This window comes from Paraburkholderia sp. IW21 (assembly GCF_041321145.1).
Taxonomy (GTDB): Bacteria; Pseudomonadota; Gammaproteobacteria; order Burkholderiales; family Burkholderiaceae; genus Paraburkholderia.
On record NZ_JBGGWA010000014.1, the window covers coordinates 39,469 to 59,535 of the forward strand.

General features: G+C 61.0%; 20 protein-coding genes, 1 tRNA gene and 1 pseudogene. 9 read left to right on the forward strand and 13 right to left on the reverse strand.

The window, feature by feature from the left end:
- The first annotated feature begins 13 nt into the window (after nt 1–13).
- Nucleotides 14–610 (forward strand): UbiX family flavin prenyltransferase, encoded by a 597-nt coding sequence (locus ACAX43_RS27515; protein WP_370711559.1) that lies wholly within the window; start codon nt 14–16, stop codon nt 608–610.
- Between the two features lie 112 nt (nt 611–722).
- Nucleotides 723–1,508 carry a class III extradiol ring-cleavage dioxygenase gene (locus ACAX43_RS27520; protein WP_370711560.1) on the forward strand — a complete coding sequence of 262 codons (786 nt, stop codon included), beginning with the start codon at nt 723–725 and terminating at the stop codon, nt 1,506–1,508.
- Between the two features lie 126 nt (nt 1,509–1,634).
- Here the strand turns inward: ACAX43_RS27520 and ACAX43_RS27525 are convergent, their stop codons facing one another.
- A complete protein-coding gene (locus ACAX43_RS27525) occupies nt 1,635–3,230 on the reverse strand; it encodes an APC family permease (RefSeq protein ID WP_370711561.1) in 1,596 nt (531 codons plus the stop codon).
- A gap of 485 nt (nt 3,231–3,715) precedes the next feature.
- Here ACAX43_RS27525 and ACAX43_RS27530 point away from each other — a divergent pair, with 485 nt between their 5' ends.
- The gene (locus tag ACAX43_RS27530; RefSeq protein WP_060858913.1) at nt 3,716–3,919 is read left to right on the forward strand and encodes a cold-shock protein; all 204 of its coding nucleotides are present in this window, start codon (nt 3,716–3,718) and stop codon (nt 3,917–3,919) included.
- 109 nt (nt 3,920–4,028) lie between these two features.
- Here the strand turns inward: ACAX43_RS27530 and ACAX43_RS27535 are convergent, their stop codons facing one another.
- Complete coding sequence (locus ACAX43_RS27535; RefSeq protein WP_370711562.1) at nt 4,029–5,279, reverse strand: Hsp70 family protein; 1,251 nt, start codon at nt 5,277–5,279, stop codon at nt 4,029–4,031.
- Nucleotides 5,280–5,468: 189 nt separating this feature from the next.
- Between ACAX43_RS27535 and ACAX43_RS27540 the strand changes: the two genes are divergently transcribed.
- Nucleotides 5,469–6,944: an MFS transporter gene (locus ACAX43_RS27540; RefSeq protein WP_370711563.1), complete on the forward strand. Its 1,476-nt coding sequence runs from the start codon at nt 5,469–5,471 to the stop codon at nt 6,942–6,944.
- A gap of 58 nt (nt 6,945–7,002) precedes the next feature.
- Here the strand turns inward: ACAX43_RS27540 and ACAX43_RS27545 are convergent, their stop codons facing one another.
- Together ACAX43_RS27545 and ACAX43_RS27550 are read right to left on the reverse strand one after the other, a co-directional pair.
- Nucleotides 7,003–7,596: a nitroreductase family protein gene (locus tag ACAX43_RS27545; RefSeq protein ID WP_370711564.1), complete on the reverse strand. Its 594-nt coding sequence runs from the start codon at nt 7,594–7,596 to the stop codon at nt 7,003–7,005.
- A 193-nt stretch (nt 7,597–7,789) separates the two neighbouring features.
- Nucleotides 7,790–9,073 carry an MFS transporter gene (locus ACAX43_RS27550; RefSeq protein ID WP_370711565.1) on the reverse strand — a complete coding sequence of 428 codons (1,284 nt, stop codon included), beginning with the start codon at nt 9,071–9,073 and terminating at the stop codon, nt 7,790–7,792.
- Nucleotides 9,074–9,228: 155 nt separating this feature from the next.
- Between ACAX43_RS27550 and ACAX43_RS27555 the strand changes: the two genes are divergently transcribed.
- Together ACAX43_RS27555 and ACAX43_RS27560 are read left to right on the forward strand one after the other, a co-directional pair.
- Nucleotides 9,229–9,867, forward strand: a complete 639-nt coding sequence (locus ACAX43_RS27555; RefSeq protein WP_370711566.1) for a TetR/AcrR family transcriptional regulator — start codon at nt 9,229–9,231, stop codon at nt 9,865–9,867.
- 86 nt (nt 9,868–9,953) lie between these two features.
- Entirely contained in the window at nt 9,954–10,508 is a 555-nt protein-coding gene (locus ACAX43_RS27560; protein WP_370711567.1) for a DUF1415 domain-containing protein, read from the forward strand.
- 46 nt (nt 10,509–10,554) lie between these two features.
- Here the strand turns inward: ACAX43_RS27560 and ACAX43_RS27565 are convergent, their stop codons facing one another.
- Nucleotides 10,555–11,397 carry an SAM-dependent methyltransferase gene (locus ACAX43_RS27565; protein ID WP_370711568.1) on the reverse strand — a complete coding sequence of 281 codons (843 nt, stop codon included), beginning with the start codon at nt 11,395–11,397 and terminating at the stop codon, nt 10,555–10,557.
- A gap of 385 nt (nt 11,398–11,782) precedes the next feature.
- On the opposite strand from ACAX43_RS27565, the gene ACAX43_RS27570 reads away from it, so the two are divergent.
- Nucleotides 11,783–12,103, forward strand: a complete 321-nt coding sequence (locus ACAX43_RS27570) for a hypothetical protein (protein ID WP_042329129.1) — start codon at nt 11,783–11,785, stop codon at nt 12,101–12,103.
- A 93-nt stretch (nt 12,104–12,196) separates the two neighbouring features.
- On the opposite strand, the gene ACAX43_RS27575 is transcribed toward ACAX43_RS27570, so the two are convergent.
- Nucleotides 12,197–12,406: a DUF1059 domain-containing protein gene (locus ACAX43_RS27575; RefSeq protein ID WP_370711569.1), complete on the reverse strand. Its 210-nt coding sequence runs from the start codon at nt 12,404–12,406 to the stop codon at nt 12,197–12,199.
- A gap of 371 nt (nt 12,407–12,777) precedes the next feature.
- On the opposite strand from ACAX43_RS27575, the gene ACAX43_RS27580 reads away from it, so the two are divergent.
- Nucleotides 12,778–14,061, forward strand: coding sequence for a TIGR03862 family flavoprotein (locus ACAX43_RS27580; protein ID WP_370711570.1), 1,284 nt, complete (start codon nt 12,778–12,780; stop codon nt 14,059–14,061).
- 39 nt (nt 14,062–14,100) lie between these two features.
- Here the strand turns inward: ACAX43_RS27580 and ACAX43_RS27585 are convergent, their stop codons facing one another.
- On the reverse strand, nt 14,101–15,225 hold the full coding sequence (locus tag ACAX43_RS27585; protein ID WP_370711571.1) for a methyltransferase: 1,125 nt from the start codon (nt 15,223–15,225) through the stop codon (nt 14,101–14,103).
- Between the two features lie 129 nt (nt 15,226–15,354).
- Here ACAX43_RS27585 and ACAX43_RS27590 point away from each other — a divergent pair.
- A pseudogene (locus ACAX43_RS27590) lies at nt 15,355–15,459 on the forward strand (BBE domain-containing protein); the annotation flags it as partial.
- Between the two features lie 303 nt (nt 15,460–15,762).
- Here the strand turns inward: ACAX43_RS27590 and ACAX43_RS27595 are convergent.
- From ACAX43_RS27595 to petA, 6 genes are all read right to left on the reverse strand, one after another.
- Nucleotides 15,763–15,838, reverse strand: a tRNA-Thr gene (locus ACAX43_RS27595).
- Between the two features lie 19 nt (nt 15,839–15,857).
- Nucleotides 15,858–16,388 carry a ClpXP protease specificity-enhancing factor gene (locus ACAX43_RS27600; protein ID WP_370711572.1) on the reverse strand — a complete coding sequence of 177 codons (531 nt, stop codon included), beginning with the start codon at nt 16,386–16,388 and terminating at the stop codon, nt 15,858–15,860.
- A 75-nt stretch (nt 16,389–16,463) separates the two neighbouring features.
- Nucleotides 16,464–17,075, reverse strand: coding sequence for a glutathione S-transferase N-terminal domain-containing protein (locus ACAX43_RS27605; protein WP_006052302.1), 612 nt, complete (start codon nt 17,073–17,075; stop codon nt 16,464–16,466).
- Nucleotides 17,076–17,169: 94 nt separating this feature from the next.
- Nucleotides 17,170–17,925, reverse strand: coding sequence for a cytochrome c1 (locus ACAX43_RS27610; protein WP_370711573.1), 756 nt, complete (start codon nt 17,923–17,925; stop codon nt 17,170–17,172).
- Between the two features lie 22 nt (nt 17,926–17,947).
- The gene (locus tag ACAX43_RS27615; protein ID WP_370711574.1) at nt 17,948–19,327 is read right to left on the reverse strand and encodes a cytochrome bc complex cytochrome b subunit; all 1,380 of its coding nucleotides are present in this window, start codon (nt 19,325–19,327) and stop codon (nt 17,948–17,950) included.
- Complete coding sequence (gene petA, locus ACAX43_RS27620) at nt 19,327–19,947, reverse strand: ubiquinol-cytochrome c reductase iron-sulfur subunit (RefSeq protein WP_120289276.1); 621 nt, start codon at nt 19,945–19,947, stop codon at nt 19,327–19,329. Before petA ends, ACAX43_RS27615 begins: the two co-directional genes overlap by 1 nt.
- Nucleotides 19,948–20,067: the final 120 nt, after the last annotated feature.

Genomic DNA, 20,067 nt, shown 5'->3' on the forward strand with positions numbered 1-20,067 from the left:
GGCGCCGCGAGCCATGGAAACACGCGCTGCGGCGCCACGCCGGCTGATCGTCGCGATAACCGGTGCGACCGGTGCCATCTACGGCATCCGGTTGCTCGAGACGTTGCGCAGGCTGGGCGGCGTCGAGAGTCATCTGCTGATTTCGAGCGCGGGCTGGCTCAATATCCAGCACGAACTCCAGTTGAGCAAAGAAGACGTGCATCCGCTCGCGGATGTCGTCCACTCGGTGCGCGAAGTCGGCGCGAGCATCGCGTCCGGCTCGTTTGCGACTGACGGCATGGTGGTCGCCCCTTGCTCGATGAAGACACTGGCGAGCGTCGCCCACGGTTTTTCCGATAACCTGATCACCCGCGCGGCCGACGTCACGCTCAAAGAGCGCCGCCGGCTCGTGCTGCTGGTGCGCGAAACGCCGTTCAATCTCGCGCATCTGCGCAATATGACGGCGGTCACTGAAATGGGCGGCGTGATCTTTCCGCCCTTACCTGCTTTCTACAACCAGCCAGCCTCGATCGATGAGATGGTCGATCACACGGTGGCGCGCGTGCTCGATCTATTCGCGCTAGGACCGGCCCTGTCGCCAGCGTGGACGGGGTTGCGCCGTCCCGATTAATAACAACCGCGACACAATCAATTCCGTTTTCGTCCGTTTATCAAACGCCGGTGCGGATCTATATTGATAGCAACCTCACTTCTGCGCCGCGCCTCGCGGCGGCGTTGCTGCCATGAATCGCTTACCGTCGCTTTTCCTTTCCCACGGCGCGCCTACACTGCCGATCGATCCGTCGCTGCCGTCCGCCGAATTCGGCACGTTGTCGGCGCAATTGCCGCGTCCGGAAGCCGTGCTCATGCTGTCGGCCCACTGGGGCACGGCGCAGCCGGTGGCGAGCACGTCCACGGCGCCGGAAACCATCCACGATTTCTACGGCTTTCCGCGTGAGTTGTATGAGATTCAGTATCCGGCGCGAGGCGCGCCCGATGTGGCGCGCCGCGCCGCCGTCCTGCTAGGGAATAGCGGCATCCTCGCCGACGCCCAGCCGCATGGGCTCGACCACGGCGCGTGGGTGCCGATGCTGCTGATGTTCCCGGCAGCCGACGTGCCGATCGCGCAGTTGTCGATCCAGCCGCACATGGACGCCGCCCATCACTTCCGTGTGGGTCGCGCGCTGCGCTCGATGAAAGACGACGGCGTGATGGTGATCGGCTCAGGCCAGATTACGCACAACCTGCGCGCCGCCGACTTTTCCGCGCGTCCGGAAGACGCCGATCCGCGCGTGGCCGAGTTCACCGACTGGTTCGAGGCCAAGCTCGCCGCGCACGACATCGACGCGTTGCTCGACTACCGCCGTCAGGCGCCGCACGCGGTGCTCATGCATCCGACCGACGAGCACCTGCTGCCCGTATTCGCGGCGCTAGGCGCGGCGGACGACGATTATTCACTGGCGATTCAGTCGCTCGGGACCTACCAGCGCTCGCTCGCCATGACGAACTACGTGTTCGGCACCGCCTGATACAGCGCCGCCTACGCAACCTTGGCGGGGTCATCAGAAAAAAAGCCCGCCTGAGCAACTCAGGCGGGCTTTTTTCGTACTGGGCGCCGGATCACGACGGTCCGGCACGACACTCAGCGCAGCAACTTAATGCGCGCCCATGCCTTCGAGGACTTCGTCGTGCGTCTGACGCTCTTCCAGGTATTCCGAACGGTAGCCGCTATTCACGCCCCAGTAGTAGAACACCAGCGAGAACGCGATCACCACCAGCATGTCCCAACCGTACGGCAGAACGCCGCGGCCGCCGAATTCCTTGCTGCCGATCAGCGACAGGATCGCCATCACCGGCAGGTAGGCCACGAGCCACCATGCAGCCTTCAGATCACGCCCCCAGCCGCTGAATCCCGACTTCGCCTGGAAATAGAAGTACACCGGCAGCGCCACGACCATCAGCAGAATGATTTCGCCGGTCAGCGGCCACTTCGCCCAATACAGGATCAGCGATGCGCACACGAACGCGAACGGCGCAATGATCTTCATGCCCGGAATGTGCAGCGGACGCTCCAGATCGGTCGCCGCGCGGCGCAGTGCCATCAGGCTGATCGGGCCGGTCAGGTACGAAATCACGGTCGCAACCGAAATCACCGCGGCCAGCGAACTCCAGCCACGGAAGAAGAACAGGAAAATGAACGATACAAACAAGTTGAACCACATCGCCTGACGCGGCACGCCATAGAACGGGTGCACGTTGCCGAACATCTTCGGCATCGTGTTGTTGCGCTCCATTGCGTAGATCATGCGGGTGGTGGTCGCCATGTAGGTCGTGCCGGTACCACTCGGGCTGACGAACGCGTCGACGTACAGCAGGATGGCCAGCCAGTTCAGGTTCAGCGCGATCGCGAGTTCCGCGAACGGCGATGCAAAGTTGAAGTGGCTCCAGCCCTTCATCACGTCGCCCGGGCTCACCGCGCCGATATAAGCGATTTGCAGCAGCACGTAGATCACCAGCGCCAGCAGGATCGAGCCGATCACCGCGAACGGCACGCTCTTGGCCGGGTTTCGCGCTTCACCGGCGAGGTTGATCGGGCTTTGGAAGCCGTTGAACGCGAACACGATGCCGCTCGTCGCCACCGCCGTCAGCACGGCCGACCAGCCATACGGCGCGAAGGTGCTCACCTGGCCGAAGTTTTCCTTGTGGAAGCCCGTCAGCATCAAGCCGAGGATCGTCGCACCCGGAATCAGGAACTTGAAGACCGTGATGGCCGAATTGGCGCGCGCGAACAGCTTCACGCCCCAGTAGTTCAGCAGGAAGTAAATGATCACCAGAGCGGCGGACAGCAATAGCCCATTGGTGGTTAATGACCCATTCACGAATAGCGCATGCGCCCATGGATACGGCCAGGTGCTCATATATTGAATGGATGCTTCTGCCTCGATTGGAATCACCGAGACAATAGCGATCCAGTTAGCCCATGCACTGATGAAGCCGACCAGCGCACCGTGCGAATAGCGCGCGTAACGCACCATGCCGCCGGACTCAGGGAACATCGCGCCGAGTTCCGCGTAGGTCAATGCGATCGCGAGAATCACCACCGCGCCGATGATCCATGCACAAATGGAAGCCGGCCCGGCAATTTTTGCAGCCTTCCACGCGCCGAACAACCAGCCCGATCCGATGATCGAACCCAAGCCGGTCAGCAGCAGTGCCACCGGCCCGATGTTCCGTTGTATAGAACTTTTCACGTCTTCTCCTGTGTCGGCCGCAGTGAGCGCTTTGGCACCCCACTCCGGTCCCATGCAAGTTTGCAGCAGAACCATGGCGGCACCGCGTGACCTCGCTTGTGGCGTAGAGACGGGGTGACGCGCATACAAGCGCGACGGCCCATACCAAGCAGGTGCAACCGACGCGCGGCGCGTAGTTTAACGGTTGCACCCTCGCGTTGCAGCGAAACCAAGGGTTCTCCCTAACAAAATTCTCGGACGAATAGCAAGGTTTGTAAGCAAAATTTGAGCCCATCTATCAAAAATTTGTAAAGATGCGGGGAGAGTGTTGACCTTCGCCCGAAATCGCCGTATAACGTTCGGGCAGGATTTCAAGCGGCGAGTGAATTGGTCTTTCGTAGTTCGCCCATCAACGGTACTCCGGTTGGTCCCATTACCCCCTTCCTTGATTTTCATGCGCACCCATTGGGCTTCGGCCTTATTTACCATCTTTAGGAACAAGTAATATGGAAACCGGTACCGTCAAGTGGTTCAATGACGCAAAGGGCTTTGGCTTCATCACGCCGGACGGCGGCGGCGAAGATCTGTTCGCGCATTTCTCGGAAATCCGCACGGAAGGCTTCAAGACGCTGCAAGAAAACCAAAAGGTTACGTTTGAAGTGAAGACGGGCCCGAAGGGCAAGCAAGCTGCTAACATCAAGCCGGCGTAAGCAACTCGCTTCCTTCTGGACGCAAAAAACCCCGCCTCGGCGGGGTTTTTTTATATCCGTTGCAACTGCACGCGGTGATTATCTACGCAATATGCGATTGATTAGTCGGTTATCCGAACAGACGCCGCGCGTGAATACCGAGACCTGTCGCGACACTGGCGAGACGGTCGCCGAATACCGCTTTAGCATCCGGAAATGCCGCAGCCAATGCGCCCGATAGAAACGCCAGGCCAGTTGAGCCGCCCGTAAAATAAATCGCACTGACGTCGCGCGTGGCCAAGCCGGCCGCCTGCACCGTGTCGCGCGCCGCCTGCACGATGCGCTGCGTTTCGTCCTGACCCGCCTTGATAAGCTGCGCTTCGTCGAACGCGAGGCGCAAATCGTCTTCCATCTCGTCGAGATCGATCACGGTCTCGCCGCCCGCCGCCACACCGATCTTCGCCTCTTCCGCGTGCGCCGCCAGCGCATGCCCCAAGCGCCGCTCCACAACGCGCATCAGGCGGTCGTGATGTTTGGCCTGGATGAACAGATGCCGCATGAGCGCGAGTTCGCTGACGCGCTTCGGCGCGTAGACCGTGTTGATCAGATGCCAGGTCGCCAGATCGAAATAGATGCGGCTCGGAATCTCACGGCCTTCGGGATCGAGCGTCTGGTAGCCGAGTTCGCGCAGGATCGTCGTCAGTTCGACCCGACGGTCGAAATCGGTGCCGGCGACGTGCACACCGTGGTGGGCTAGCACGTCGTCTTTGCGTTCGACGCGCTTCATCCGCTCCGGCCCCACCCTCACCAACGAAAAGTCCGACGTACCACCGCCGATGTCGGCCACCAGCACGAGCCCCTCTTGCGTCAGATGCGACTCGTAGTCGAACGCGGCCGCGATCGGCTCATACTGAAAGTGAATCTCCCGAAACCCGACTGAACGCGCCGCCGCTTCGAGTTGCTGCTGCGCCATCTGGTCGGCGCGCGGATCGTCGTCGACGAAGAACACCGGGCGGCCCAGCACGGCGCGGCTGATCGGGCCGCCGGCACTCTTCTCGGCGGAGCGCTTCAGATGGTCGACGAAAATCGCGATGACCTCCGTGTACTTGATCGCCGAGCCGTCGCCGAGATCGGTCGAATTCTCGGCGAGCGACGAGCCGAGAATACTTTTCATCGAGCGCATCAGGCGGCCGTCGAACCCGTCGATGTACGCCGCCAGCGCCGAGCGCCCGAATTCGCGGGTGTTTTCGTCGGTGTTGAAAAAGACGGCAGTCGGCAGGGTCGTGTAGGCGCCCTCGACCGGCGCGAGCCTCAGCTCAGCACCGTCAGGGACGGCCACGGCCGAATTGGAAGTACCGAAGTCAATCGCGCAATAGTTCATGGCAGGAATCGCCGCTTACGGCTGGCGCGGACAGAAGGGGGAGCGGCTTTGTAACACGAAAGCCCAATCAGCATCAACTAACGCTTTCCGGTAGCCCGCGACAATGTTCAAAACCCGTCGTACGGAACAAAAATTGCTGGATTCGTCAGGATACGCCGCCAATTTTCGGGAATCAGGAGACTTGCAACAATGAGCGCGCCGCCTACCGCCGTTGTCCACAAAAAGAACTCCGCTGTCATTGAAACCGATCTGCCCTCGCGGCTCGACCGCTTGCCATGGGGGCGCTTTCACTTGCTGATCGTGGTCGCGCTGGGCGTGACGTGGCTGCTCGACGGTCTTGAAGTGACGCTGGCGGGCGCAGTGGCGAGCGCGTTGAAGTCTAGCCCATCGTTGCACTTCACCAACGCCGACGTCGGCCTCGCCGGCAGCGCTTATATCGCCGGTGCCGTGCTCGGTGCGCTCGGCTTCGGCTGGCTGACCGACCGGCTCGGCCGTCGCAAGCTGTTCTTCATCACGCTCGCGCTGTACGTGGCCGCCACCGCGGCGACCGCTTTGTCGTGGAATCTCGCCAGCTTTCTGCTGTTTCGTTTTCTCACCGGCGCGGGCATCGGCGGCGAGTATACAGCGATCAATTCGACGATCCAGGAATTCACGCCGGCGCGGGTTCGCGGCTGGACCGATCTCGGCATCAACGGCACCTTCTGGGTCGGCGCGGGACTCGGCGCGGCGGGCTCGCTGGTGCTGCTCGATCCGAATCTGCTGCCGGCGGACTGGGGCTGGCGCGCGTGCTTCTTCATCGGTGCGGTACTCGCGCTAGGGATTCTGCCGATGCGCATGTGGGTGCCGGAAAGCCCACGCTGGCTGCTCACGCACGGCGACGAGCGCGATGCGCGTTCGATCGTCGAAGGCATTGAAACGCGCTTTCGCAACGAGGGCCATGCCCTCTCCGATGACCACCTCGCGCGCCTGCGCCTGCGCGCACGCGGACATACGCCGCTACGCGAGGTGTTCCACACGCTCTTCAACGTGCATCGGCGACGCGCACTGGTCGGCCTGTCGTTGATGACCGCGCAGGCGTTCTGCTACAACGCGATTTTCTTCACCTACGCGCTGGTACTCACCGATTTCTATCAGGTACCGGGCGACCACATCGGCTGGTATCTGCTGCCGTTCGCGCTCGGCAATTTTCTCGGGCCGCTGCTGCTCGGCCGTCTCTTCGATGTGATCGGCAGACGCACGATGATCGCGGCCACCTACGGTCTGTCCGGCATCCTTCTGGCGCTGAGCGGCTACCTGTTCGAGCAGCAGATGCTCACTGTCGTGACGCAGACGATCGCGTGGATGGTGGTCTTCTTTTTCGCGTCGGCGGCAGCGAGTTCGGCGTATCTGACCGTCAGCGAATCGTTTCCACTGGAAATCCGCGCACTGGCGATCGCCGTGTTCTACGCGTTCGGCACGGCGCTTGGCGGCATCGTCGGGCCTTCCTTCTTCGGCCGGCTGATCGATACGCATCAACGGGGCGAAGTATTCGCGGGCTATCTGGTCGGCTCCGGACTGATGATCGCGGCCGCGGTGGTCGCTGCAATCTGGGGCGTGGACGCGGAACGCAAGTCGCTCGAAAGCGTCGCCACACCGCTTTCGAGCGTGGCGGACGGCGCGGAATAAAAAAACGCGCGGTCAGTTCAGCACCGCGCGTTTTTGCCACCACCAGGCTGCGAGGCGTTCAGAACGCCTTCTTCCAGCCACCGCCATAAGCGATGTCGGCAAGCGGCAAACGCTGACGCACCGACTTTTCGCGTTCGCGCAGCACCGGATCGAGCTTGTCGACGTCCCCGTAATGGCCGAGCGAAATAATGGCGATCACGTCGACGTCGTTTGGCAGCTTGAACGCCGTGCGGAACGCGTTCGGGTCAAAACCGCTCATCTGATGCGCGGCGAGGCCGAGCGCATGCGCCTGCAACACCAGCGCCATCGCCGCCGCGCCCGCATCGTACGGCGCGCAACGGTTCACTTCGCCCTTGTTGGTGAGCGTATGCGTGGTCACCGCGATCAGCACCGGCGCCGGCGCATTCCAGCCCTGGTTGAACGGCACCAGCGTGGTGAAAGCCTGCTTGAACGAAACTTCATCGACGCTGCGATCGAATACGAGAAAACGCCACGGTTGCGCGTTATACGAAGATGGCGCCCAGCGTGCCGCTTCAAGAACCGTATGCAGATGCTCGCGGCTCACCGGCTCGCTCGAATACGCGCGCGGGCTCCAGCGGCCTGCAATCAGCTCGTGAATGGCAACTGCGGTAGGGGCGGGTTTGTTGGTCATGCGCTTCTCTCGGTCGAAATTCATGATCGACGGGCAACTGCCCGGGGTCACATAGCATAACCGGGCTGAGCCGCTCGCGCTCCCTCGCGTGCGCAGTTCGCAGTTGGTTTTCACGTCGGCTACAACGGCAAACGGCCCCGTACGAGGCCGTTTGCGCTAGTTCGCTTTGTTCACCGTACAGAGGTCCGCAGCTTCACACCGCTTGGGGCTGCGGCACCTTGGCCGGCCGGTTGATCCGCAGCACGATCACGGCTGCAATCAGGCACAGGCCGCCGGAAATCATCGACGCCACCGTATAGGTGCCGAGGCTCGCGCGCAGCATGCCCGCGCCGAGTGCCGCGAAGGCCGCGCCGAGCTGGTGGCCGGCGACCACCCAGCCGAACACGACCGGCGCCGCTTCCTTGCCGTAGACGTCGGTCGCAAGACGCACGGTAGGCGGTACGGTGGCAATCCAGTCGAGACCGTAGAACACCGCGAACAGCGGCAGACCGAAGAAGTCGATGCCGAACGCGTGCGGCAGATACATCAGCGACAATCCGCGCAGACCGTAATACCAGAACAGCAGTACGCGGCTATTGAAGCGGTCCGACAGCCACCCCGAGAGCGTCGTGCCGAACAGATCGAATACGCCCATTGCGGCGAGCAACGACGCGCCCTGCACTTCGGTCATGCCGTAGTCGCCGCACATCGCGATCAGATGCGTGCCGACGTAACCGTTGGTGCTCGCGCCGCAGATGAAGAAGCTGAAGAACAGCAGCCAGAAATCGCGCGTCTTGCTGGCCATGGCGAGCGTGCCGAAAGCGATGGCCAGCGGATTCTGTTTGGTTATAGCCGTGTTGATCGGCGTGTCAGCCGGTTCGCCGACCGGACGCAACGCCATATCCGCCGGCCGCTCCGGCAAAAGAAACGCGACCAGCGGCAATACGATCGCTGCCGCGCCCGCAACGACCCACACCACCTGGCGCCAGCCGTAGTGCTCGGCGATAGCCGCGAGCATTGGCAGGAACACCAGTTGGCCGGTGGCTGAACTGGCCGTGAGAATTCCCATCACGAGGCCACGGTGGGTGGTGAACCAGCGCGTCACAACGGTCGCCGACAACGACAGCGCCGCCACCCCCGTCGAACCGCCGACCATCACACCCCAGATCAGGACCATCTGCCACGGGTGCGTCATCAGCGAGGACAGCGCCACGCCCGCCGCCATCGTGCCGAGCGCGATCAGCAGAGTAGGACGCACGCCGAAGCGCTGCATCGCCGCGGCCGCGAAGGGTCCCATCAGGCCGTAGAGCGCAATGTTCACGGAGATCGCGAGCGAGATCGTCGCGCGGCTCCAGCCGAATTGATGCTCCAGCGGCACCATCATCACGCTTGGTGTGGCGCGCGTGCCGGCCGCCGCCAGCAACACCAGGAATACCACCGCGACGGTCAACCAGCCGTAGTGGAAACGTCCGCCAATCAGTCTCGCTGCCCAGTTCATCGATTCTCCAATCGGTGCGTGCCCCGCTGGCCGCGCCGCTCGCATTGTTACGACTTCGGTAAAGGACTTGTGACAGATCAGTCACAATAGGTGTTGCGATATTAGTTACTGATCGGTAACATGTCAAGGCGTCAATTCAATTCAGGTGGCACGCCATGTCAGACAGCGAAACCCTCAAGCCAGAAGCACGGCGAGCGCGCGGCGCCCAGACAGCCGGCCCGCAGGCGCAGCAGCATCTGCTGCGCGCCGCGGACGAACTGTTCTATCGCGAGGGTGTGCGGGCGGTCGGCGTCGACGCGGTAGTGGAGCGGGCGGGCGTGAACAAGATGAGTTTGTACCGCCAGTTTTCGTCGAAGGACGAGTTGGTGATGGCGTATCTGGAGCGCAAGGACGAGCAGTTCTTCGGCTACGTGGAGAAGAGTTTTGCGAAGCATCCTGGCGAGCCCGCGAAGCAGCTTCAGCAATATTTCGACGACCTGGCGGTGCGGGCGTCAATCAACGACTACCGCGGCTGTCCTTTCGTGAATGTTTCCGTGGAGTTTCCCGACGTGGAGCATCCGGCGCGGCAGTTTGTGTTTCGCAACAAGGAGCGGCTGATGGCGCGGCTTCTGGAGCTGACGACTGCGGCAGGCGCCGAAGATCCGGCGGCGTTAGCCAATGGTTTGGGTTTGATGATCGAAGGCGTGTATGCGGCCAGCCAGACTTACGGCCCGGGCTGCGGGCCGATTCTTGCCGCGCCCAAGATGGCGGCGCAGTTGATTGCCGCAGCGTGCGGCGGGGCGGTTGCAGGTTGAGGTTTTTTGTCCCGTTGCCGCCTGGTGCGGATTGGCGTCGCTCCGGGCCATTAGAATGGCACTTTTCCCTCCTTTCGCCGCTTGCCATGCCGTCGCCTGCCGAATCTCATGATGCCGTCATCACCGCCATTCGTCATTGGCTGACAAAGGTCGTGATTGGACTTAATTTGTGCCCTTTTGCCAAAGCCGTGCATGTGAAGGGGCAGATTCGCTATGTCGTAAGCGATGCTGTAGATAGGGAAGGCGTGTTGACCGATCTCGAAACCGAGATCCAGGCGCTAATCGCGGCGGATCCTGAAGCGGTGGATACCACGCTTCTGGTTTTACCCCACGCGCTTGGCGATTTTCTCGACTATAACGATTGCCTGTTTTTCGCCGATCGGCTTATCAAGCAACTTAGGCTGGAAGGCATTATTCAGATTGCCAGCTTTCACCCTCGTTATCAATTTGAAGGCAGCGAACCCGACGATATCGAGAATTATACGAATCGGGCGCCCTATCCTATTTTGCATCTGCTTCGCGAGGATAGTATTGAACGGGCAGTTAATGCTTTTCCCGATGCGGAAGATATTTATGAACGGAATCAGGAGACCCTTCGGAGGATCGGCCTTAAGGGCTGGAATGATCTGATGAAGAGGTAATTCATGCGGTGGCCGAGTCTGATGCAAAGCCACCGCCGCAAAAAAGTCAGGCAGAAACAAAAAACCTTTCTTTCAGCTCATCGATTCCAAGGGTCTCCATCACTTCATTAAGTCGCTCGGTCGGCCGGCGTCTCGGCAGATCCTTAAACTGAGCAATAATCAGTTCATTCTTCATGGAATGCTCCCACCCGACCAGCTCGGTCACGCTCACCTGATATCCATGCGCTTCCAGCTGCAAGCAGCGCAGCACATTAGTAATCTGACTCCCAAACTCCCGGGTATGCAGCGGATGCCGCCAGATCTCGGTCAGCGCATTCCCAAGCGATTTGCCCTTGTTCTGCCGTAAAACCCCAGCCACCTCAGCCTGGCAACACGGCACCACCACGATGTACTTTGCATGCTTTTCCAGCGCAAACCGGATCGCGTCGTCAGTCGCCGTATTGCACGCATGCAGCGCCGTCACGATATCGATCTGCGGCGGCAAACGATCCGAGGTAATCGACTCGGCCACCGACAAATTCACAAACGACATCCCCGTAAAGCCCAGCCGCTCAGCCAGTTCCTCGGACTTCGTCACGAGATCCTCGCGTGTCTCGATGCCGTAAATGTGCGAAGCACCACCAGCGGCGCCCTGAAACTCCTTGAAGAAAAGGTCGTACAGGATAAAACCTAGGTATGACTTGCCCGCGCCGTGGTCGACGAGCGTCAGCGCGCCCTGCTGGTCTTTGAGGTCCTTCAGCAGCGGCTCGATGAACTGGAACAGGTGGTAGACCTGCTTCAGCTTGCGGCGACTGTCCTGGTTCATCTTGCCGTCGCGCGTCAGGATATGAAGCTCCTTCAACAGCTCGACAGATTGGTTCGGACGGATTTCGTGAGTTTTGCTGGACATCGTGGGGACCGTCATCGATTGCAGCGCGAACGTGCGACAGGTGACGGAAAAAAAGAAAAGTTGCTGCCAGTTTACCCAAAGCGCAGCCGGCTCACCTAGGGAGCTGCGCGGATGATGCGAGAAACGTGGCCAACCTGGAACAATTCCTGCTCGAATAGCACTGCGCGGGACGTTTCCAGAGTGGCGAAAAAAGCAGCTTGTGTGTCGGCTCACCCGATAGCGTAAGCCGTGCCACGCATAACAACAGGCTGCCGGCCGTGGCTTCGATCACGCGAACCGAATGCATGTGGGGAGGACGACCCCGGAACACGGGTCGAACGTTACGTAACCAGCAGCGCGCCGCGATCCCAACCGGACGCGCGCTCGGATAATAGAAGAGGCAGCAATGGATACGGTACCCAACGGAAACGTCGAACAGAAGTTTCAGGAAATGCTGGCGAAGCTCACCGCCACGCCCGCGTGGTCGGAAAAGCAGCAACTCGAACTGGAGATGGCGCGCGACATCTCAACCGAAATGCTGCGTCTGGCCGAAGTCATGCGCGACGGCAGCGTCGACATGGAAACATGCCTGACGATGCTCAAATACGCAAAAGTGCTCGACTTCGTCATGACGACGCTCGCCTCACGCCGCGACATCAAACCGCAAACGCTGCGGGTTATTTTCAAACTCGCCGGCCTGAAGGTAGATGAGGCCTACCCCGGCTAGGACACTCCGGCAACGCCGCGACCCGCGCAGGCGGCTTGCCGCCGCCCGAACTGGTCAACCGCCACCATCCTCACCGAACTGAAGGACGACGAATCACGCGCGCGGCGCCTCCACCGGCGGTGTGCCTTCATGAAACAGCGTCTTCAGTTGCGAACGCAGTTCCGGCGAGTCCGTATGTTTGTGCACCGTGACGGCATGCTGCACGGCCGCGTCGAGCAATTCGCCTTCGGTGTCGGCGGATAGGGCAACGGTGCAATTCATCTCGCTCGGGAACTCCCGACAATCGATGTATTTGCGAGTCATGGCAGTCTCCTTGGTCGAAACGTCGAAACATCCCAACGAACAGCAGGCGCACAGACCACGTCGCTAGCCGCGACGCGTCAGCAATGGCCACGTCGGGCGGAATGAAAGCGGTGAGCGGGTTTGACGCGGGCAAGGCGCGGACTGCGTCCGATGGAAGGTGTCTGAAAAGTATAGTTCGCGCGTGGGGATTGCAACGAAGCGGGCGCAAACGCAGCGGATACGAAAGCGCCCGAACCCAGCGTTTTTCAGCCTGCCAGCTTCCGCCGCCTGTTTGCCGTACGCTGCCCACGGTGTGAAAATAGCGTCCTTCGTGCTGCCCGATCGTCGGATCCGGCCAACGCACCGCCTTTTCCGCTCCTCCGCAGGACTGCATGTCACCCTCCCTCAATTCCCCCCGCGTCGCCATCATCGGAGGCGGCCCCGCCGGCTTGATGGCGGCCGAAGCGCTCGCCCAGCAGGGCGTTCAGGTAGACGTCTACGACGCCATGCCGTCGGTCGGCCGCAAATTCCTGATGGCGGGCAAAGGCGGCATGAACATTACCCATTCGGAATCGCTCGAACCGTTCCTCTTGCGCTACGGTGCGCGTCGCCAGCAGATCGCGCCGCTACTCGACGCCTTCGGTCCCGACGCCTTGCGGGCCTGGCTGCACGGGCTCGGCGTCGAAACCTTTGTCGGCAGTTCAGGGCGGGTTTTTCCGACGGACATGAAAGCCGCGCCAATGTTGCGGGCGTGGTTGCATCGGTTGAGAGAAGCAGGCGTGCGCTTTCATATGCGCCACAAGTGGACCGGCTGGGAGACCGCTAGCGATGCCGATGACGGCCATGCCGCTGCATACGGCCTACGGTTCGAAACACCCGACGGCGTGCAAATCGCGAGCTGCGATGCCGTGGTGTTCGCCTTGGGCGGCGCAAGCTGGCCTCGGCTCGGGTCGGACGCCGCCTGGGTGCCGCTGATGAACGCTCGCGAGGTGCCGGTGACCCCGTTGCGCCCCGCGAACTGCGGCTTCGATGCGGACTGGAGCCCCTATCTGCGCGAGCGTTTCGCGGGTCAGCCGGTGAAATCGGTGGCCATCACGCTCATCGACGTAGACAATATAGTCCACAATCGACAAGGTGAAATACTTCTGACCGAAACGGGGCTTGAGGGGAGCCTGATTTACGCATTGTCGGCAGCCATCCGGGAGCGAATTCTGGCCGACGGCGACGTCACGATCACGCTGGATCTGGCGCCAGGCTTGACATTGGAGCGAGTCGTGGCCGAAGTCACCCGGCCGCGCGGCTCGCGCTCAATGTCGACTCACCTGCACGGCAGAATCGGCATTAGCGGTGTAAAACTCGCTTTATTGCACGAGATTTTGTCGAAGGAAGCCTTCGCCGATACGAACCGTCTGGCCCACGCCATCAAGGCACTGCCGGTGCGGCTCACGGGGGCCCGGCCGATCGCGGAAGCGATCAGTACCGCCGGCGGCATCCCTTTCGAAGCGCTGGATACGCATTTGATGATCGAGCACCTGCCCGGCGCGTTCTGCGCGGGTGAAATGCTCGACTGGGAAGCGCCGACCGGGGGCTATCTGCTCACCGCCTGCTTCGCCAGCGGCCTCGTGGCCGGACGCGGTGCATTGGCGTATCTCAAGGCGCGCGGCGCCTCGGCCTGACACGCCGATCTTCGGCGGCACGTCATCGCAGCCTATCGGCTAGCGCGCCTTGAGACGCCACAGCGACGTCACTTCAGCCACCCGCGCCGTGTGCAGGGCGTCGGTTTCATCGGTCGACTTCGGATGCCGCGGACGAATATCCTCGCGTCCGACAACGGTCAGCCCGGCCTTTTCGATGGCGGCAAGCAGCCATTCGCGCGTGCGCAAACCAAGATGCTCGGCGAAATCCGACATGATCAGCCACCCTTCCCCGCCTGGCGACACGTGCTCTGCCAAGCCGTTCAGGAAACCAAGCAACATGCGGCTTTCCGAATCGTAGACCGCATATTCAATGGGTGATGCGGGCCGGGCCGGCACCCACGGTGGATTGCAGACCACCAGCGGTGCCCGGCCTTCCGGAAACAGATCCGCTTGCACGATCTCGACCTGCTGGTCGTAGCCGAGGCGGCTGAGGTTTTCGCGCGCGCATGCAAGCGCCCGCGGGTCCTGATCGGTTGCGACGATTTTCTTCACGCCGCGTTTGGCGAGCAAGGCGGCCAGCACGCCGGTGCCGGTGCCGATATCGAACGCCTTGTTCAACGACGGCAACGGCGTGCGCGCAACCAGGTCCACATATTCGCCGCGCACCGGCGAAAATACGCCGTAGTGCGGATGGATGCGTTCGCCCAGCGCGGGGATTTCGACGCCCTTCTTGCGCCACTCGTGCGCACCGATCAGACCGAGCAATTCGCGCAGCGACACGACGGAAGGTTCGCCGGTAGACGGTCCGTAAGTTTCGATGCAAGCCTGTTGTACTTCAGGCGCGCGGCGCAGCGGAATGCCGTAAGCGGCGTCGAGCGGGATCAGAATCATGCCGAGCGTGCGGGCGCGTTGCGACTGCGCCTGACGATGCAGGTTGAACGCGTCGATCGGCGTCTCGCCCTGCTTGCGCGGTTTGCGTTCCAGCCGACGGGTGACCGCCTGCAACAGTTGGCGGGCGTTCTGAAAATCGCCGTTCCACAGCAGCGCCGTGCCTTCGCAAGCGAGGCGGTAGGCCGAGTCGGCTGTGGTGCGGTCATCCGCGACGACGACGCGCTTGGGCGGCGGCACGGCCGCTTCGGAACGCCAACGCGCGGTGCGGGGGCCGTCGGCTTCGGGCCAGGTGATGGTTGCGGGGCTGGTCATGGTGAAGGTGGGGTCTGTGTTGCGGGAGGGACGCGGTGAAACGTCGCGTCGTCGGGGGCGTTGCCCGCCGGAGTGACTGATCGTGATGCCGACTGACGCCCGAATAGTACCTCTGTCAGCAGGGTTCGGCCGCAACTGTATTACGGCAATGGCGGGCACTCTGGATTTTTGCAGGACGTAAGGCATCGCTACGATCCGAACACTATCTTTCATCACGCGATGTCGATACGACCGGCGTCGCCCAAGAACGGATCATGGCCGGGGCGCCCGGCCCTCACCGGCCTGTCTCGTGACGACAACGCAAGAAATTCGTAGACAAAAACGTCCAGTATCGACAAGGTGAAAGAGATCTGGTCGAAATGGCCGTTCTGACCCGGCAACCGCATGCCGAGAACGTTGTGGCTGGAGCCATGCCGCAGCGCTGAATACAAAGCTCCGCATGGCGCCAGACGTTACCAGCACGTCGAACTTGTCTAATTCCCGCCCAGAATAAAAAAACGGGTTTCTGAAATTTTCAGAAACCCGTTTTCGTACTACTGGTGCCGGCTGCAGGACTCGAACCCGCCACCTCATGATTACAAGTCAAGCGCTCTACCTGATGAGCTAAGCCGGCATGAGGCCGTGATTCTACTTCATTTCACGATCTTAAGGCGAGCCCTTCCGCCACCTTTCGATCCGTCATCGTCAGGCTGGGGGCCGTCCGTCGCGCTTTCCGCTTTGGCGGTCGCGGCGTCGGTACCCGGTGACGAAGTTTCGACCGCGCGCGGCGCCGTAGAGCGCGGTGCAGCCGGCGTTTCGGTCTCGTCCGCCAATTCCGCATCGGCGCCCGAATCCTGCGCTTCACCGCCCGCCGACTCGACCGGAAACGCCATGCCCTGCCCGTTTTCGCGCGCGTAGATCGCGAGAATATTGGCGATCGGCACCTCGATCTTGTGCGACTTGCCGGAAAAGCGCGCGCTGAACTCGATCCATTCGTTGCCCATCTGCAACTGGCTGGTCGCCTCGAAGCTGATGTTCAACACGATCTCGTTATCGCGCACGAACTGACGCGGCACGCGCGTCTGATTGTCGACCCGGACCGCAATATGCGGCGTGTAGCCATTATCCGTGCACCATTCGTACAGCGCGCGCAACAGATAGGGCTTGGTGGAAATCTCTTGCATCTACAGTCCTCTTACCAGGTATGGGCGCGCGCGGATAACAGCCGCGTCGCGGCGCCCTTACCCCAAAAGCCAAACTCAACGACGCATCACCTTTTCCGAAGGCGTCAGCGCTTCGATATAAGCCGGGCGGCTGAAAATGCGCTCGGCGTACTTCATCAGCGGTGCTGCGTTCTTCGACAGTTCAATGCCGTAATGATCCAGACGCCACAGCAACGGCGCGATCGCGACGTCGAGCATCGAGAACTCTTCGCCGAGCATGTACTTGTTCTTCAGGAAGATCGGTGCGAGCTGCGTCAGGCGGTCGCGAATCGCGAGACGCGCCTTTTCGTGATTCTTCTCGGCGGCCTTGCCCTTTTCGTTTTCGAGCGTGCCGACGTGGACGAACAGTTCCTTTTCGAAGTTGAGCAGGAACAGGCGGGCGCGGGCGCGCTGCACCGGGTCGGCCGGCATCAGTTGCGGGTGCGGGAAGCGCTCGTCGATATATTCGTTGATGATGTTCGATTCGTACAGAATCAGGTCCCGTTCGACAAGAATCGGCACTTGACCATACGGATTCATCACAGCGATGTCTTCCGGCTTGTTAAACAGGTCGACGTCGCGGATCTCGAAGTCCATGCCCTTTTCGAACAACACCAGCCGGCAGCGCTGGGAGAACGGGCAAGTTGTGCCGGAATACAGAACCATCATGTTTACGTTTCCTCAAAAAGCTGAAAGGCCAGCGCGCGGAAAAACCGTACCGCGGGTTTTTCCTGGCGCCGGCCCCACGCCGGTGACAGCGTGATTATTTGATATGTTTCCAGTACGCGGCGTTCAATCGCCAGGCGAAAAAGCTCAGGATGCCGAGGAACAGCAGCACCCACACGCCAAGCTGTTTACGGGTTTTCTGCGTCGGTTCGGACATCCATGACAGGTACGACACGAGGTCGGCCACAGCAGAATCATAATCTACCGGCGACATTGTCCCCGGCGTGACCTGTTGGTAGCCGAGAAATTTGTGCACCGTTTCTCCTGTTCTTTCGTCGGTGTCGTCACCGAACTTCGCGGTACGTTGCCCCTGAAGCTGCCACAGCACGTGAGGCATGCTCACGTTTTCATACACCAGATTGTTCCAGCCGGTCGGCCGCGTCTTGTCGCGATAGAAGCTGCGCAGATACGTGTACAGCCAGTCCTTGCTACGCGCCCGCGCTTCGACCGACAAATCCGGCGGACTTGCCCCGAACCACGCTTTCGCGTCGTCCGGACGCATTGCCACGGTCATCGTATTGCCGATCTTGTCGGTGGTGAACAGCAGGTTCGACTGAATTTCGTTTGGCGTAATGCCGAGGTCGGTTAGCCGGTTGTAGCGCATCAGATTCGCACTGTGGCAATTCAGGCAATAGTTTACAAACAATTGCGCGCCATGCTGCAAAGACGCGAAATTCTCCGCGTTATCGGGCGCGCGGTCGAGAGGGAAATTCTCGTCCGCGTGCGCCGGGCCTGCGAGCAGCGCGAGCAGTGTCGCGCCGATCAGCGCGCACGTCGAAAGCAGTTTTTTCATTTCGTGTTCTCCTGGCTCGCGATTAGTGGGGCTTGAACCGCACCCGCTCGGGCGGTTGCTTGAACGTGCCAAGCCGCGTCCAGAACGGCATACCGAGGAAAAACGCGAAATAGATCAGCGCGCACACCTGTGCAATCAGCGTCGACGCCGGCGACGGCGGTTTGGTGCCGAGGAAGCCCAACGTCAGAAAAGCGAGCACGAAGATCCCGTAGAACACCTTGTGAAAAAACGGCCGGTAGCGGATCGACTTCACCGGCGAACGGTCGAGCCACGGCAGGAAGAACAGCGAGATCACCGCCCCGCCCATCACCACCACGCCCCAGAATTTCGATTCGGTGAACGCCATTGCCAGAATGACCAGCACCGCGAGCACCGGCAGGCCGAACTTCCACTTGCCGCGCGCGCGCACCAGCGCGAACAGGCCGAGCAACGCGATGATGATCATCAACACGATCTTGAACGGATCGGTGGTGGCGCGCAACATCGCATAGAAGGCCGTGAAGTACCACACCGGCGCAATTTCCTGCGGCGTTTGCAGCGGATTGGCGGGTATGAAGTTGTTCGCTTCAAGGAAGTACCCACCCATTTCCGGCGCGAAAAAGATGATCGCGGCGAAAATCATCAGGAACACCGTCACGCCCATGAAATCGTGCACCGAGTAGTACGGGTGGAACGGAATGCCGTCGAGCGGAATGCCGTCCGGGTCCTTCTTCGCCTTGATCTCGATGCCGTCGGGGTTGTTCGACCCCACCTCGTGCAGCGCCACCAGGTGAGCGACCACCAGCCCGATCAGTACCAGCGGAATCGCGATCACGTGAAACGCGAAAAAACGGTTCAGCGTGACGTCCGAAACGACATAGTCGCCGCGAATCCACAACGACAGATCCGGCCCGATGAACGGAATCGCCGAGAACAGGTTCACGATCACCTGCGCGCCCCAGAAAGACATCTGGCCCCACGGCAACAGGTAGCCGAAGAACGCCTCGGCCATCAGGCACAGAAAGATCGCGCAGCCGAAGATCCACACCAGTTCGCGCGGCTTGCGGTACGAGCCGTACATCAGCCCGCGGAACATATGCAGATAGACGACCACGAAGAACATCGAGGCGCCCGTGGAGTGCATATAGCGGATCAGCCAGCCCCACGGCACCTCGCGCATGATGTACTCGACCGACGAGAACGCGAGGGTCGCGTCGGGCTTGTAGTTCATGGTGAGGAAGATGCCGGTGACGATCTGATTGACCAGCACCAGCAGCGCGAGCGAACCGAAGAAGTACCAGAAGTTGAAGTTCTTCGGCGCGTAGTACTCGGAAACGTGCTTTTTCCAGGTGGACGTCATTGGAAAGCGGCGGTCGATCCAGCCGACCAGCCCGGTCGTCTCTACTTCGTGTTCGATCGCCATTACGCTTCTCCTTTCTCGTCCTTGCCGATCACGAGGCCGGTGGCCGACGTGAACATGTAAGGCGGGATGTCGAGGTTCTGCGGCGCAGGTTTGTTCTTGAAGACGCGGCCGGCCATGTCATAGGTCGAGCCGTGGCAAGGGCACAGAAAGCCGCCTGGCCAGTCGTCCGGAAGATTGGGCTGCGCCCCCTCCTGGAAGCGCGGCGTCGGTGTACAGCCCAGATGGGTACACACGGCGACGGCGACGAAAAGATTCTTGTGGTCGGTGCGCGAACGGAATTCGTTGTTGCAGTACTCCGGCAACGGCATCGAAAAAGGATTCTTGGTGTGGGGATCCGCTACTTCGTTATCGGCTTTCTGGACATCCGCGAGCATCCTGTCGGTGCGGTTGATGATCCACACCGGCTTACCGCGCCACGCAACGGTCTTCATGTCGCCAGGCTTGAGATCACTGATATCGACTTCGACCGGGGCGCCTGCCGCCTTGGCCTTTTCAGATGGTGCAAACGAACTAACAAAGGGTACGACAGTGGCAACGCCTCCTATGCCACCTGCTACGGTCGTCGCTATCAGCCACGTACGGCGGCCGCCATCGACGCGTTCATCTTCCTTGTCTCGCATTACACGCCCCACTTCTGAGTTGGATTTTTCCTTCACGTCGCTTCTACCGCCGCTAGTTTGCGCGAATGGAGTCGGCATTTACAAGGCCCTATTGCCAAAAACCGTGCGAAGCCCTTGATA